This is a genomic window from Arthrobacter sp. H5, assembly GCF_000520595.1.
Taxonomy (GTDB): Bacteria; Actinomycetota; Actinomycetes; order Actinomycetales; family Micrococcaceae; genus Arthrobacter_D.
In genome coordinates this window covers 55,835-69,447 of sequence record NZ_KI914986.1, presented here as the reverse complement: position 1 = coordinate 69,447, position 13,613 = coordinate 55,835, and the positions used below count along the sequence as shown (strand labels likewise).

Sequence of the window (13,613 nt, the reverse complement as noted above, 5' to 3'; positions counted from 1 at the left end):
CCGGTGGCGGACGTTGGTGCAGAAGCAGCGGAGCGCACCACGACGGAGCTGCGGGCTCAAACACCTCCCGAGACCGACCCGTCGCAGAAAATCAGCGGCAGTATCGCCCGCCCGGCAGTCACTGGTAGCCGGAAGCTGCGGGTCTATCCCAACGGTGTGGTCGGCATCGGCAGGACCCTGCACTCCGTAACCAAGCGGATGGGCGGACGAGTCGTCATCGCGGCCTGGGACCTTGACGGCGTCGTATTCGCCAATACCGAAGGAGAGATCCTCGCAGAGTACTTCTGGCCGCCCGAAGGAACCACTTACGTCGGGATGAGCAGGGCACGCACCCACTTCCGCAGATAGGCATGCAAGGAAAACTGTTACCGATGTCCAGAGACAGCAAGTGTCACCGAAGTCCCGAGGCGGAACTGTTACCAAACTCCGGAGACATCACATCTTTAACAGACACGCCCTAGGTGGTACAGACGCCCCACCATCTCGAGGTTCTCAAATCCAGTGAGGTTCTCGTCCACCGCCGCATACTGTCCTGAAGCGCCAATGATGCGCCTGACAGCCTTGGGGTTGCGCACCACGTCGATGCCGTCAACAAAGGCGGTGCCCTCATCCGGCTTGATCAACGTGGTGAGCATCTTGACCACCGTGGTTTTGCCCGCGCCGTTGGGGCCAAGCAGTGCCTTTACCGTTCCCTGGGGAACGGACAGGTCCAGTCCATCAAGCGCATGGACAGGGCCGCTCTTCGATCTATAGGTCTTCTTCAGACCCTTGGCCTCAATAATTGTCATGATTTAATCCTAGTTTGTGCGGCACACGCCATCAGGTCATTGCGGACGGATTGCGTCCTAGATCAGAACTGGTTGTTTGCTCGGACGATCAAGCAATCATTCGCCGATTATTTTGCCGGGTCAAGACTTCCGTCACGCATCATACCAAAGTGATTGGGTAGTGCCAATTACACATTGAACAGCATGCCGGCGCCCCTCCGCCCTGGTTCGAGCCCGCCGAGGCCTTGACGCCCTCCTAAGGCAGGACAAGAGTAGCTACATAAGCGGCCCGCAGAATCAACTGAAGGTGGATGTCATGGACACTCTGGGATGGATCATCGTTGGAATTGTTGTGGTGCTGGTCATTATCGGGGTGGTCATTTTCCTTGGCCGCAAGCGCAAGCATCAGGTTGACGAACAGCACAGGGAAGAGGACCGTCATCAGGCGTCCGATCTTCGTGACAAGGCCCAGGAGACTGACCTGGAGGCCCGGGATCGTGAAGCGAAAGCCAGTCAGGCTGCTGCCGAGGCACAGCGCGCCGAGGTGGACGCCGAAAAGCTGCGCAGGGAAGCGGAACAGCGCCAGGCCGATGCGCAGGGTCTCCGCAGCGAAACCGAGGACCAGGCACGAAAGGCTGACGAAATAGACCCGGATGTGGATACCCGTCCAGGACAGTCAACCGGGACTACCCAGGCCGAACATACAGGCACACGGTCGGACAGTGCCACCGCGTCAGGGACCAACCCGGACCACGGTGCAGAACCGCGTCACAGCGAAAAAACCCGTGGGGAGACAACAGACAACGTCGATCCGGACGGGAGCGGCCCCCGTCGCTGACAGCTACCCACGGGTGATGGTTTGGTCCCGTTCTTCAGCGCGCCGTTCAGCCGCAGCCGGCGCAACGAGAAAGGATGCAAGAACGGCCACGCCCACAGCCAACAGGGCGTTGCGGATGCCAACGTGATCGCCAAGGAATCCCAACAAGGGCGGACCGGCAAGGAACGCCGTATAACCGATGGTCGACACCACCGATACCCGCGCAGCAGCGTGCCTGGGGTCATCGGCAGCCGCGGACATGCCCATGGGGAAACCGAGCGCAGCGCCCATTCCCCAAAGGACGGCCCCCGCGCCGGCAAGAAGCTCATTCGGCGCAAAGACAAACACTGCCAGACCAAGCAGAGAGGCGCCGAGGCTTACCTGCAGGACTTTCACCCTGCCGTAACGGTCAATGAGTCCGCCGCCCACAAATCGGAACACGGTCATCGACGCCACGAATACGCCGAACATGAGCGCACCAACGGCTTGGGACGTCCCAAGACCGTCCACACTGGCCTTGGCCACCCAGTCATTGGCGGCGCCTTCGGTCAATGCAGCGCCGAGCACAACCAGGCCGATGAGGAGCGTGCGCGGTTCCTTCCAGGCCGCAAACCGGCTGCGGGGCGCCTCCTCGTTCCTGCTTTCCTGCTGCGCGTGTTCCGGCAGGAAGTGCTTGGGAACCCACAGCGAAACCACCAGTACAACCGCAGCCACGCCCAAGAGGTGCAGCGCAAATTCAATGCCAAGCGCTGCCAGCCCGGCACCCACCATCGCACCCGCGAAAGCGCCCCCACTGAACGCTGCATGGAATTTGGGCATGATTGTCCGCAGGAGCCTGCGCTCCACATCGGCACCCTCAATGTTTTGGGCGACATCCCAGAGCGCCACACCCACACCGAAGAGAAACAGGCCAATCGCCGTCAGGGCAACCGACGTCGTCGTCAATCCGCCTGAGATAGTGACCGCGGCAATTGCCGAGGCGACACCGCCCAGCCGAACGGTGTTGGCCGTACCTACCCGTCCGGCGATGGTCCCGGCCAGAGGCAGTGCCAGCACGGAACCGATGGCGCCGGTCAGAAGGAGCGCTCCCGTCTCACCCGAGCCAAGCCCCAACGAGGCGGACGCTGCCGGGATTCGGGCGGCCCAACTGGCGAACACCAGGCCGTTGAGACCAAATACGGTGAAGGTGGCCCACATGGCCGGTCTGACGTTGGTTTGCACCTGTAAACCGTAGTTTCTCCCGCCCTCAGCGTCCATTGTGACGCGGGCCGCCAATTTCATGACGCGCGGAAAGATCAGGGCGCATCACCGCGATGAGGATCGCTCGCTCATTTCGCGGAGGAGATCACGCATCTCAGTCAGCAAGGCGGTGTCCACTGGTATGGGCTCTTCCTCAGGCTCGTCGGCACTCAAGCGGCGTTTCATCATCTGGTTCATTCTGTTCATCGGTGCAACAAAGATGAAGTACACCACTGCCGCGGTGATGAGGAAGGTGATCGCTGCCGTGATCACCGCTCCGATGTTGATAAACGTTGCGTCATTGCTTGGGATAACCCGGAAGCCAAGCCCAATCGAATCTGTTCCGCCAGCCGCGGCAATTATGGGTTTGACGACGTTCTCCGTAAGGGCTGCGACCAGCGCAGTAAAGGCGCCGCCAATGACAACGGCGATGGCCAACTCAATGACATTTCCGCGGAGTACAAAATCCTTGAATCCTTGAAGCATAAGACGGGCTCCTATACACAGTGAATATGCCGGCCTGGATACGGCCGGCCGAGCTGCTCCGAGCAGACTATAAGTCCCCGTCCACAGCGACAAGATGCAAACGGTACTTCCACCTCAGCGTGCGCGCTGGACCCGGCCTTCGTCCCAGACCGGCTCCTCGGACTCGTAGACCCTGCCGTCCTCGCCAAAGACCAGGAACCTGTCGAAGCTGCGGGCAAACCAGCGGTCGTGGGTGACGGCAAGGACCGTACCCTCAAAAGCGTCGATTGCCTTCTCCAACGCCTCCGCCGAGTGCAGGTCGAGGTTGTCAGTGGGTTCATCCAGGAGCAGGAGCGTCGCGCCGGAGAGTTCAAGCAGGAGGATCTGCAGTCTCGCCTGCTGGCCGCCCGACAGTGAGTCATACTGCTGCTCAGACTGCCCGGCGAGTCCGTAGCGGTCCAGCACGCCGGATGCCGCCTCGCGGCCCAGGCCGGAACGGTGGTCATCGCCGCGGTGCAGGATGTCCAGCAGCGAGCGGCCAAGCAGATCCGGGCGGACATGGGTCTGGGCGAAAAATCCCGGCCGGATGCGCGCCCCCAGCTTTGCGACGCCGGTATGCGGCACGGGTGCAATGGTTACCTCGGACACGGGCTCGTGTTCCTTCTCCGGGTCCGTGCCGCCGCCTGCCAGCAGCCTCAGGAAGTGCGACTTTCCCGATCCGTTGGATCCCAGCACCCCCACCCGGTCACCAAACCAGATCTCGGTGCTGAACGGTTTCATCAGCCCCGTCAGCTCAAGCTTCTGCGCCACCACCGCGCGCTTGGCCGTGCGTCCGCCCTTGAGCCGCATGTGCACGTTCTGTTCGATGGGGATGGCTTCCGGCGGCCCGGCTTCAAGGAACTTGGCCAGCCGCGTCTGGGCGGCGTGGTAGCGGTTGGCCATGTCGGACCGGAACGCCGCCTTGTTCTTGTACATGTTCACAAGCTCCTTGAGCTTGATATGTTCCTCATCCCACCGGCGTCGTAATTCCTCGAAGCGAAGGTTCCGATCCGTGCGCGCCTGCAGGTAAGTCTCGAAACCGCCGCCGTGGACCCAACTCGAGGCGCCCAGCGCTCCCGGTTCCAGCGTGACGATGCGGGTTGCAGCGTTGGCGAGCAGCTCGCGGTCGTGGCTGACAAACAGCACGGACTTCTTGGATTCGTTGAGTTTGGCCTCAAGCCAGCGCTTGCCGGGGACGTCCAGGTAGTTGTCCGGCTCGTCAAGGAGTAGCAGGTCATCCGGTCCGGAGAACAGTGCCTCCAGGACCAGCCGCTTCTGCTCGCCACCGGATAACGACGACGCCGCGCGGTACTGTGCGCGGCTGTACGGCACGCCGAGGGACGCCATGGTCACTTCGTCCCAGGTGGTTTCGAGTTCGTAGCCTCCGGCGTCGCCCCAGTCGGTGATGGCGTGGGCGTAGCGCATCTGGGTGGGTTCGTCGTCGTTCTCCATCATGGCCAGCTCAGCGCTGTCCACTGCCTTCGCGGCCTTGGCAAGTGCCGGAGGAGCAGCGGAAACCAGGAGGTCGCGGACGGTGGTGTCGTCGCGGACCTGGCCCACGAACTGGCGCATGATGCCCATCGAGCCGGAGCGGGAGACGGCGCCCTCATCTGCGGTGATGTCCCCGGCAACGATGCGCAGGAGCGTGGTCTTGCCCGTTCCATTGGGGCCGATCAATGCTGTCTTGTGGCCTTCTCCCACCTTGAAGCTGACGGCGTTGAGGAGCTGCCGGCCGTCGGAGAGGAAGTAGTCGATGTTGGAAACGTCAAGGTGTGCCACGTGCTTAAGTGTTTCATCCGGGGGCAAACCGGGCTGTCGGCCGCGACGTGCAGTTCGCCGCAGTTGAACCTCGCGTCTCCCCAGACGCCGTGGGCACCGTTAATGCTTCCCGGCGCCTCGACGATCAGGTCCACGTAATGCACACCGGTCAGGTCAACGTCCACCGACTCCGGCGCGAAGCCGGGGGTGAAGGTCCGCTGCGTCACATAAACGATGATCGCCACATGGAAGGATAGACCGGTGAGCATCCCATCCAGCCCTCGACGCGTTGTGTTTTTTGGCGTCACCGGATCCGGAAAGTCCACGGCGGCGCAAAGATATGCGGCAGCGACCGGCTTCCGGTATGTGGCCGCGGACTCGGACATCGGCTGGCTGCCCGGGTGGGTCCAGCGCGATCCTGCCGAACAAACCACCGCCGCGGAGCGTCTTGCCGCCGGGGAAACGTGGGTCTTCGACAGCTTCTATGCCATCTGGGCTGACCGGGTCATGCCCCGCGCGCAACTTATTGTTGCCCTGGATTACCCGCGCCGGGTGTCGCTGCTGCGCCTGATCCGCCGGGCTGTGCGCAGAATCGCGACCCGGGAGGAGATCTGCAACGGCAACACTGAGTCACTCCGTAAGACGTTTGCCCGCGATTCCATCATCCGCTGGCACTTTCAGTCATTTACTCGGAAGCGTGAGCGGATTGAAGAGTATCTCGCTGTTGGACTGCCGGTGCTGCGGTTCCGGCGGCCGGTTGATCTGGAGCGCTGGCTGCGGGAAATCGAAGCGGGGAAGGAGCGAAAGTAACGCCTCCGACACCAGGTCAAACCGGTCCACGGGGAAAAAGTGGCCACCGTCGAACTCACAATGCGTAAAACGCGCTGAAGTATAGGCCGACCACTCCAACCCCAATCCCGGAGTGGCTAAGGAATCCGCTGATCCGTGCCAGGCAAACAAATCCACCGGCAACGGGTGCCGTCGCAGGGCATCGACGTTGGGCTGGTAAGTGGTAATGAGACGAAGGTCCGCCCGGAGTGCCGGCATGAACAGCGGCCGGAGCGGGCTCGACTTCAGCGCGGGGTTAACGGCGCCGGAGTGTTCCAGCGCATCAAGGAGGTTGTCATCATTGAGTGCCAGCATGGGCGCAAAGACCGACGCCGAAGAACGGTGAGGTGGACGGGACCCCATCACCACAACACATTCCGGCCGTCGAAGGTGTGGTTGGCTGCAGATGGCACGAGCCGTCTCAAATGCAATCAGACCACCGAGGCTGTGCCCCACCAGCGCGTACGGCCGGTAACCCGCAACTTCGCCGGCAAGGGACCGCGCCACCTGGGTCAGGGATAGATCGGCCGCAGAGGCCGCAGACGCCGCGCGCCGTCGTATATTGACCGCCCGCACTGAGAAGGAGCCAAGTGCGCCACCCCATTCCTTGAACATGGCCTCCGATCCGCCAGCCGGCGGGAAGCACACCAACTCAAGCGTCCCGCTGCTCACCGAAGTCTCAGAGACGGGCGTCATGAAGTCCCCCGATCCATTCCGCTCCGCCGCCGGGGCCCAGCAGCGAGGTTCCGACCAACAGCCCCCGGTAACCGGCGTCGAGCAGGCGCCGGGCATCTGCCGGAGTCTCGATCCCACTGGCGCTGACGGGGCAGGGAGTTCCCACGTTGCGCAAAACCGGGAGCAATTCAATACTGCGGCCAAGATTCGCTGCGTCCTGTTCCTTGGTTCGGATGTCCTTATTGTTGACGGCGATAATGCACTCGGATGGGTTCGGCACCGACAAGGCCTCGGCTGCGTTGACCACTTCCACGAACGGCGTTACCCCCAAGGACAGGGACGTTTCAACGAGCTTAACCAGCCCGGAAACCGGCAGCAGTAATGCGGTCAACAGGACGGCTGACACCCCGGAGTCTGCCGCGCGCCGCACCTGTTCCACCCGCGTGATGAAGTCCTTCTGCAGCACCGGCTTATCCGTCAGGGACAGAACCTCGTGCAGAAGCGGTTCATCACCACCGAACCACCTGCCTGTTACCACCGAGATGCAGGGTGCATCCAGCTCCGAATAAAGCGCAACGGCCTCCGCCGCAGTTCGTCCCGCAAGCAGATCCACGCCGTCAGCGGATTGCCGCTTCACCTCCATAATTAAAGGGACGCGGGCGCCCAGAAGTGACTCGATGAACCTCATAGATAGGTCCTTTCCGGTACCAGTCCCCAAGCGGACCCAACTGACGCTATCCGCCGCCCATCCAAGGACCCGGACTGATCCCGCGCAGCAGTGTCCACGTCGATCCCCATGAACCGCGGATGAGCGGCAATCAGCGAAAAATCCTCAAAGTTGTTGGCATTCAGCCCACCTGCCAGCAGAAACGGATGTTCCAACCGTTCAACCACAGCAAGGACGTCAATGGGATCCAGGCTGTTCCCCGTGCTTCCCACCTGCCCTGAGCTGGACATGGCGTCCAGCAGGAACATGTCGGTCCCGGCGCGCTCATACGCTCCAAGGAGCGGACCTTCCAGGCACTTGCCGTCGCTGATGTGCAGCACTTTTACGATGACGGTTTCCGCCGACACGCTAGTGCGCAGCAGGTCGACCATCCGTGGCGCCTGGAAGGCATGGAGTTGCAGCCAGGTGATGCCCGCCTCCTCCAGCACCCGACGGATGGGAGCAGGTTCGTGGGCAAACGTCACCAGCCAGGGGTCCACCGTGCCCTGGCTGTGGCAATGGTGTGCCAGCCGAACAACCTCCGTAGGCAGAAGCGCCCGCTGTCCCTCGGGGATTTCCCACCACAGGCCTGCGGCGCCCGCACCGGAAGCGGACATGCAGTCAATATCGGCGGTTTCCATAGCGCCGCAGACCTTGAAAAGCGGCCGCGCGCCGTCGTTCTCCATGTGAAAGCTACTGAACTTCTCGACCGTCATGTCACAGTCCCATCATTGAAGCGATGCGGTTGTATTGGATGTCGTTGGTCCCCGAATAGATGGAACCGGCAACGGCATTGCGCATTTCCTGCTCAATACCGAACTCACTCATATACCCGTTGCCCCCATGGATCTGCACGGCCGACAGGCTCGATTCCAGGTTGTACTGGCTGGTCAAGAGCTTGGCGATCGCAATCTCAGTTGTGGCCCGCTTGCCCTCCATCACTAAAAGCGCCGCGTCGTACAGCCATTTCGACGCCGTCTCCAGCTTGATCAACATGTCCACGAGTTTGTGGGAGACGGCCTGATAGGAGCTGATTGGCTGGCCAAACTGCACACGGGATTTTGCGTACTCCACGGTGCGCTGCAGCCGGTGCCGCATTTCCCCGATGTTCACAATGAAGGACAACAGGATTTCGCGTTCCATCACGTGGTCCAGCACCAGAAACCCGCCGCCAACCCGTCCAATCACGTTGTCCGCCGGAATCCGGCAGTTGTCGAGGAACAGCTCACCCATCGGAGACGTCCCGAGACCCATCTTTTTGAACGGCTTCCCGGCAGCGAAGCCCGCCGTTTCAGCCGGCACCAGGAAGGCGGTTACCCCAAGCGGGCCGGCTGTGGCACTGGTGCGCGCATACACAACGACGACGTCGGCAACCGGACCGTTGGTCACAAAAGTCTTGCTGCCGTTCAGCACGTAATCGTCGCCGTCGCGCGTGGCAGTTGTGCGCATCTGGAGGGCATCCGACCCGCTTTCAGCTTCGGTGATCGCGTGGGCGCCTATCAGGGAGCCCGCGCAGATTCCCGGCAGGTAATTGACCTTGAGCTTTTCCGAGCCAAATCTGCCCAGTGGAATACCCGTGCTGGCAATGCTGGTCACTGCCGAGAACGCCAGGCCGGCATCCCTGTTCGACTCGCCAAGGCCTTCCAGCACGTACATGGTGGTCAGCAGGTCCTGGTCAAGTCCGCCGAATTCCTCCGCGAAGGGCAGGCCGAACATGCCCGCCCGCGCTAGGACGTCCCACTGGGAACGGGGAAACCCGCCCGCCGCGTCGCGCTCCAGGCATCCCTCCGATAGGGATGGTCCCAGGGATTCGATCATTGCCCTGAGTTCTTGTTGGTCCTCTGTCCACGCGGGCATGATCAGTACGCCGAGTAGCCGGAGCCGTCAAGGCTGTGCACCTCGTCGCCGCGCAACGCGGGCGAGAAGACGCTCATAAGGTGAAGGTCATCACCCTCGTCGGCGATCAGCAGGTGGGCGTCATTCTTGTCCAGTGCGTAGAGCGTTCCGGGCACAATCTCGTGGATGGTCCCGTCCGACTCCTGGACGTGCCCGCGGCCGCTGATGCAATAGCAGGATTCCAGGTGGTTACGGTACTCGAGTTGTGACGTGGTGCCGGCGACAACCACGGTGTGGCAAACCGTGTAGCCAAGATTGTCGGCTGCTACGAGCAGACGGCTGCTGGTGCCGTTTCCCCAATCCACCGTAGTCACTTTTGCGCGTTCCCTGATGATCATTGCGTTGTCCTTTGCAGAGTTGTGGGCATGACTGAGTGAATGAAGTCTTCGAAGGCCCGCACGGTGTCCGGGCCGGATTGGTGAGTATTTTCAATACAGGAAACCGCGGCAGAACCGATGATCGCCGCGTGCGCACCCGTGCGGCCCACCGCCAGGATGTCCTCCCGCGTCTTAATTCCGAATCCGACGGCGACCGGGGCCTGACCGTGCGCGGTCAGTTGAGTCACGGTGGCAGCAAGATCGGCGTACCCGGTGGCCGGTGCGCTGCCGGTACGGCCGTAGCGGGCCACCAGATATACATAAGCGCTTGCGTTGGCAGCGGCGTGGGCAATCACTTCCGCTGAAGAAGCCCCGTGGTAGCAGGTGGTCACCACCGGCACGCCGCGTCGTTGGGCGGACACGTGGTACTCAGCCCGGAGTATCGGCGGCAGTCCGTGGACCAGGACTCCATCCGCCGCGCAGTCCGCCACGGAGGCCACGAAGGAATCCAGTGGCGTCCCTTTGATGGAGTGGCTCCAGTCGACCAGCAGTGCAACCTTGAGATGGGTTAGCTGTGGCCTCACCCGGGCAAGAAACGCCAGGACCGCAGGGAGATCCACCCCCTGTTCCAGGGCTCTGAGGGCGGAGCGTTGCACCACTGGTCCGTCGGTGGCCGAGTTGGCGAAGGGGACGGCGAGTTCCAGGCAGTCAACACCGTTCCGGTCAAGCATCAGCATGAGGTCGTGGAGCTGATCCAGCGGTGGATCGCCGGCGTTGAGGAACAACGCCAGCCCCGGGTTCGCCGCAGAGCTGCCCGCGAAGAACCTAGACATGGGCCAGCGCCTTCCGCGCGGAGGCGGCTTTGTCCGACCGCATCCTGTGCACCAGGTCCAGTGCTGTTCCTTCGTGCATCGCCTGTTCAGCCTGCTGGTAGGCATCCTTCCACTGCGGAGTCCGTCCGCTGGCGACGGCGAGGGCAGCTGCGTTGAGGCAGACAGTTTCGGACGCGGTGCGGCTGTGCCGTCCTGCCACCACGTCCAGGAAGTGCTCCACGGCAGCCTCCTGATCCATGACGGGCCTCAGGTCCACGAGGGACCCGCGGCCGCTGGTCAGGCTGCCCGTGCTGAGTTTGATCCGATAGGAACCGGAGACCTCAATGACGTTGTCGGTGAAGCTGAGGAGCTCATCGACGCCTTCGGGGTTGGTGCACAGCCAGATGTCGCGGGTGTGCTCTTCGGACGCGAGGTGGCGCAGCTCCTCCATGGGATAGCGCCTCGATACACCGGTGAGCTGCGCCGAGGCAGGCAGCGCAGCGATGAAAGGTCCCAGCGCGTTGAGGAACCGGCCAAAGGACTTCATGGCCGTCGGGTAGATGGTGCGGGCAATCCGCGTGAGTTCGGCCGGATATACGTGCTGGCCGGTGAAGGCGAGGCCGTTCCCGCCCAACGAGCTTCGGGCCTCGTCGTTGGACTTGGTGGTTTTGATGCCCAGGCGTTCCAGCAGGTCGATGGACCCGAGCGCGCTGCTGTAGGCCCGGGAACCGGATTTCACCACCTTGACCCCGGCAGCGGCCGCCACGAAGGCGGCCGCTGTGGAGACGTTGAACGTCGATGGTCCGCCGCCCGTGCCCACCACGTTGACGGTCTGCGGCCACAGCGGTTCAGGGGGCCGGCGCTCCCTCAGGGAAGTGACAAAGTTGGCCAGACTAACACGGTCCGGCAAGTGGGTGGTCAGCGAACCCAGCATGGCGGTCAGCTCAGCGCGGTCGATCTCCCCTGCATTGAGCGATCCCCACAGCTCAGTCCACTGATCCACCGCCATAGGGGCGTTTCGCCCCAGAAGGGCGGCAACGACGTCGTTCATGGCGTCTCAGACCGTTGGGGCGCCCTGCCGCGCCGACGTGATGAACCCGTCGATCGCGGCAAGGCTGCTGAAGTTGTCAGGGTCCAAGTCTGTATCGCCAATCGGGACGTCAAAGGTCGACTCGATCCAGGCAATCATTTTCAGCAGGCCCAGGCTGTCAAGGACACCGCTGTTGAGCAGGTCGTCCTCCACGCCGAGTTCCGCGGGGTTGGTTCCCGGGAGGAATTCCTCGATGACAAAATTCCTGACGGTTTCGATGTTGTTCATGACACCCTTCTTTCGACGTTCGGCGTGCAGTCCTCGATGGCCTGGCGCCTGTTGATTTTTCCGGTGGAGGTGAGTGGGAGCTGCTCATCGGTCACGTAGAGCAAGGTGGGAATGGCCGACTTGGGCAGGTTCTGTGCACAGTGCTTCTTGAGGGCGAAGCTGCTGAGGCTGCTGCCACGTTGACGCTGGACCACGGCGGTGAGCGTGCGGCCCGTCAAGGGGTCCGGGAGTGCGACGACGGCGGCGGCACGTACCAGCGGGTGGTCACCCAAAACGGTTTCCACCTCCGCCGTGTTGATTGCGACTCCGCGGACCTTCACTTGGAAATCGCTGCGGCCAATCAGGCGGATGGTGCGGGCCTCATCGCGCTGCACCAGATCGCCGGAACGGAAGTAGGTAGTTCCGCGGATTTCAGTGAACCGCCCGGTGTTGCGGCTCGGGTCAAGGTAGCCCGGTGTGAGGTAGGGCCCGGCAATCAACAGCTCTCCGGTCCCGGCGCCGTCCACCACTGCACCGTCATCACTCATCACAACAGCATTTACCCCGGGAAGCGGCGCCCCGATGGGCAACGGGTATGCCACGGCGGTGCGGTCCACCTCGTACATGAAGCTGTCATTTGTCTCAGTGCACCCATAGATGTTGTGCAGCCTGGAGTTGGGGAACAGCCGCATGGTGGCGTACACAGTTAGCTCGGTGATGGCGTCGCCCGTGAACATGATGTGGTCCACTGCGTGGAAGCGACCCTCCTCCCCGGCGGCTGCCATCAGGGTGAAGAACATCGGCACGCCTTGGATGACGTGGACATCAAACCGATGAACCAGGTCCAGCAGGTAGCTGCCCTTGGCTGCCTGGTCCGGATCGGCCAGGACAACCCGGCCGCCGTAGGCAAGGGTGGTCCAGACGTCGAGGAAGCAGAGATCAAAGTTCAGCGGGGCCAGGTTGAGCACCGTGCGGGCCGGACGGATATCAAAAACGTTGGCCGCCCATTCGATGAACCGGTCAACAGCGCCCTGACGGATTGGCACCACCTTGGGCAGGCCGGTTGAACCGGACGTGGCCAGCATGAACCGGACGTCGTCTGGAATCTTCGGAAAGTCCGCGCGTTGGGTGCGGACCGTCCCCGCCCCCGCGTCGATGATGTGCGCGCACCCCGACCGTGCGCTGACCTGCTCAAAAGTAGCCGCAGCAAGAGTAGGGGCCAGGAGCAGGAAGGGCCGCTCCAGCTCGAGGCAGGCAAAAACCAGGCCAAGGGTGGAGGGATTCTTGTGCGCGGCAATACATACCGGCGCGCCGGCGGGTATTCCCTCCAGCAGCAGCATCTGCCGCTCCATCTCGGTGCGCAGTTCGCTGTAGGTGAGGTCGCAGCCGTTCCAGTGCAGGGCGGGCAGTGCCGCGAGGCGGTCGGCGGTGGAAAGGAATCGCTCCAGTAAACCGGTCATGGGTTGCCGTCCTCGAGTTCAAACCAGCCGCCCTTGAGCGCAATTCCGCGTGACGTTCTGCAGGTGAAGCCGTAGCGCCCTTCAGACGCCGGCTGGAACGTGACCTCCAACGGCTCGTTCGGCAGCACCGGCGCAGAGAACCGGACACCCACACCCCGTACCCTTGCGGCGTCGCCGCCGGCCAACTGCTCGATCGCCGCCTCGCAGATAACGGCGACAATGCTCATGCCGTGCGCAATGACGCCGGGGAAACCCGCTGCCCGCGCGGCCCTGTCATCCAGATGGATGGGGTTATGGTCACGGGCAACATCGGCATACCCCCGCACAAAGTCCGTGTCCACCGCGAACCCACGAGCAACCGGTTCCACCCCCGGAATCGCACGGGCGCCCCCGGGCGTGGGCAGCTCCCCGAAATCCTCCAAGGACGTCTGTCCCAGCAGCAGCACGCCCGCGGTGAGCTGCGCAATGCAGGACCCGCCGTCGTCGTCAATGGTTGCCTGCAGCGCAAGCCGCAGGCCGCGTGTCTCGCGGCGGGGG

Annotated in this window: 14 protein-coding genes and 3 pseudogenes; 3 read left to right on the top strand and 14 right to left on the bottom strand. The window is 62.7% G+C overall.

Features of this window, described 5'->3' with window-relative positions; genetic code table 11:
• A pseudogene (locus Y708_RS29705) lies at window positions 1-348 on the top strand (hypothetical protein); the annotation flags it as partial.
• Window positions 349-455: 107 nt separating this feature from the next.
• Here Y708_RS29705 and Y708_RS0106915 read toward each other — a convergent pair.
• Window positions 456-788 (bottom strand): annotated as a pseudogene (locus Y708_RS0106915) (ATP-binding cassette domain-containing protein); the annotation flags it as partial.
• Between the two features lie 295 nt (window positions 789-1,083).
• On the opposite strand from Y708_RS0106915, the gene Y708_RS23465 reads away from it, so the two are divergent.
• Window positions 1,084-1,605 (top strand): hypothetical protein, encoded by a 522-nt coding sequence (locus Y708_RS23465; protein ID WP_051478776.1) that lies wholly within the window; start codon window positions 1,084-1,086, stop codon window positions 1,603-1,605.
• Window positions 1,606-1,608: 3 nt separating this feature from the next.
• Here Y708_RS23465 and Y708_RS23460 read toward each other — a convergent pair whose 3' ends face one another.
• From Y708_RS23460 to Y708_RS0106895, 3 genes are all read right to left on the bottom strand, one after another.
• Window positions 1,609-2,781 carry an MFS transporter gene (locus Y708_RS23460; protein ID WP_081746554.1) on the bottom strand — a complete coding sequence of 391 codons (1,173 nt, stop codon included), beginning with the start codon at window positions 2,779-2,781 and terminating at the stop codon, window positions 1,609-1,611.
• Window positions 2,782-2,889: 108 nt separating this feature from the next.
• Entirely contained in the window at window positions 2,890-3,309 is a 420-nt protein-coding gene (mscL, locus tag Y708_RS0106900; protein ID WP_028279362.1) for a large conductance mechanosensitive channel protein MscL, read from the bottom strand.
• 114 nt (window positions 3,310-3,423) lie between these two features.
• Window positions 3,424-5,106: an ATP-binding cassette domain-containing protein gene (locus tag Y708_RS0106895; RefSeq protein WP_028279361.1), complete on the bottom strand. Its 1,683-nt coding sequence runs from the start codon at window positions 5,104-5,106 to the stop codon at window positions 3,424-3,426.
• 240 nt (window positions 5,107-5,346) lie between these two features.
• Between Y708_RS0106895 and Y708_RS0106885 the strand changes: the two genes are divergently transcribed.
• Window positions 5,347-5,895 carry a P-loop NTPase family protein gene (locus Y708_RS0106885; RefSeq protein WP_253905719.1) on the top strand — a complete coding sequence of 183 codons (549 nt, stop codon included), beginning with the start codon at window positions 5,347-5,349 and terminating at the stop codon, window positions 5,893-5,895.
• A 15-nt stretch (window positions 5,896-5,910) separates the two neighbouring features.
• On the opposite strand, the pseudogene Y708_RS30910 reads toward Y708_RS0106885, so the two are convergent.
• The 10 genes and pseudogenes from Y708_RS30910 to Y708_RS31405 all read right to left on the bottom strand — a co-directional run.
• Window positions 5,911-6,609 (bottom strand): annotated as a pseudogene (locus Y708_RS30910) (alpha/beta fold hydrolase); the annotation flags it as partial.
• Window positions 6,593-7,276, bottom strand: coding sequence for a beta/alpha barrel domain-containing protein (locus Y708_RS0106875; RefSeq protein WP_035775558.1), 684 nt, complete (start codon window positions 7,274-7,276; stop codon window positions 6,593-6,595). The gene Y708_RS0106875 and the pseudogene Y708_RS30910, both read right to left, overlap by 17 nt.
• A complete protein-coding gene (locus Y708_RS0106870) occupies window positions 7,273-8,010 on the bottom strand; it encodes a phosphoribosylanthranilate isomerase (protein ID WP_051478775.1) in 738 nt (245 codons plus the stop codon). Before Y708_RS0106870 ends, Y708_RS0106875 begins: the two co-directional genes overlap by 4 nt.
• A gap of 1 nt (window position 8,011) precedes the next feature.
• Window positions 8,012-9,151, bottom strand: coding sequence for an acyl-CoA dehydrogenase family protein (locus Y708_RS0106865; RefSeq protein ID WP_028279355.1), 1,140 nt, complete (start codon window positions 9,149-9,151; stop codon window positions 8,012-8,014).
• A 2-nt stretch (window positions 9,152-9,153) separates the two neighbouring features.
• A complete protein-coding gene (locus tag Y708_RS0106860; RefSeq protein WP_028279354.1) occupies window positions 9,154-9,528 on the bottom strand; it encodes an ectoine synthase in 375 nt (124 codons plus the stop codon).
• The gene (gene trpA, locus Y708_RS0106855) at window positions 9,525-10,340 is read right to left on the bottom strand and encodes a tryptophan synthase subunit alpha (RefSeq protein ID WP_028279353.1); all 816 of its coding nucleotides are present in this window, start codon (window positions 10,338-10,340) and stop codon (window positions 9,525-9,527) included. Before trpA ends, Y708_RS0106860 begins: the two co-directional genes overlap by 4 nt.
• On the bottom strand, window positions 10,333-11,370 hold the full coding sequence (locus Y708_RS0106850) for a hypothetical protein (protein WP_028279352.1): 1,038 nt from the start codon (window positions 11,368-11,370) through the stop codon (window positions 10,333-10,335). Before Y708_RS0106850 ends, trpA begins: the two co-directional genes overlap by 8 nt.
• A gap of 6 nt (window positions 11,371-11,376) precedes the next feature.
• Entirely contained in the window at window positions 11,377-11,637 is a 261-nt protein-coding gene (locus Y708_RS0106845; RefSeq protein ID WP_028279351.1) for an acyl carrier protein, read from the bottom strand.
• Window positions 11,634-13,076 carry an AMP-binding protein gene (locus tag Y708_RS23455; protein WP_051478774.1) on the bottom strand — a complete coding sequence of 481 codons (1,443 nt, stop codon included), beginning with the start codon at window positions 13,074-13,076 and terminating at the stop codon, window positions 11,634-11,636. The genes Y708_RS0106845 and Y708_RS23455 overlap by 4 nt, the downstream gene beginning before the upstream one ends.
• Window positions 13,073-13,613 (bottom strand): MaoC family dehydratase (locus Y708_RS31405; protein ID WP_162150447.1); only part of this gene is annotated, 541 nt, incomplete at its 5' end. The genes Y708_RS31405 and Y708_RS23455, both read right to left, overlap by 4 nt.

Bases quoted from the DNA above. Each gene is read 5' to 3' on its own strand.
- Y708_RS23465 (WP_051478776.1), top strand. From the start codon at position 1,084: ATGGACACTCTGGGATGGATCATCGTTGGAATTGTTGTGGTGCTGGTC.
- Y708_RS23460 (WP_081746554.1), bottom strand. From the start codon at position 2,781: ATGTGGGCCACCTTCACCGTATTTGGTCTCAACGGCCTGGTGTTCGCC.
- mscL (WP_028279362.1), bottom strand. From the start codon at position 3,309: ATGCTTCAAGGATTCAAGGATTTTGTACTCCGCGGAAATGTCATTGAG.
- Y708_RS0106875 (WP_035775558.1), bottom strand. From the start codon at position 7,276: ATGAGGTTCATCGAGTCACTTCTGGGCGCCCGCGTCCCTTTAATTATG.
- Y708_RS0106870 (WP_051478775.1), bottom strand. From the start codon at position 8,010: ATGACGGTCGAGAAGTTCAGTAGCTTTCACATGGAGAACGACGGCGCG.
- Y708_RS0106865 (WP_028279355.1), bottom strand. From the start codon at position 9,151: ATGCCCGCGTGGACAGAGGACCAACAAGAACTCAGGGCAATGATCGAA.
- Y708_RS0106860 (WP_028279354.1), bottom strand. From the start codon at position 9,528: ATGATCATCAGGGAACGCGCAAAAGTGACTACGGTGGATTGGGGAAAC.
- trpA (WP_028279353.1), bottom strand. From the start codon at position 10,340: ATGTCTAGGTTCTTCGCGGGCAGCTCTGCGGCGAACCCGGGGCTGGCG.
- Y708_RS0106850 (WP_028279352.1), bottom strand. From the start codon at position 11,370: ATGAACGACGTCGTTGCCGCCCTTCTGGGGCGAAACGCCCCTATGGCG.
- Y708_RS0106845 (WP_028279351.1), bottom strand. From the start codon at position 11,637: ATGAACAACATCGAAACCGTCAGGAATTTTGTCATCGAGGAATTCCTC.
- Y708_RS23455 (WP_051478774.1), bottom strand. From the start codon at position 13,076: ATGACCGGTTTACTGGAGCGATTCCTTTCCACCGCCGACCGCCTCGCG.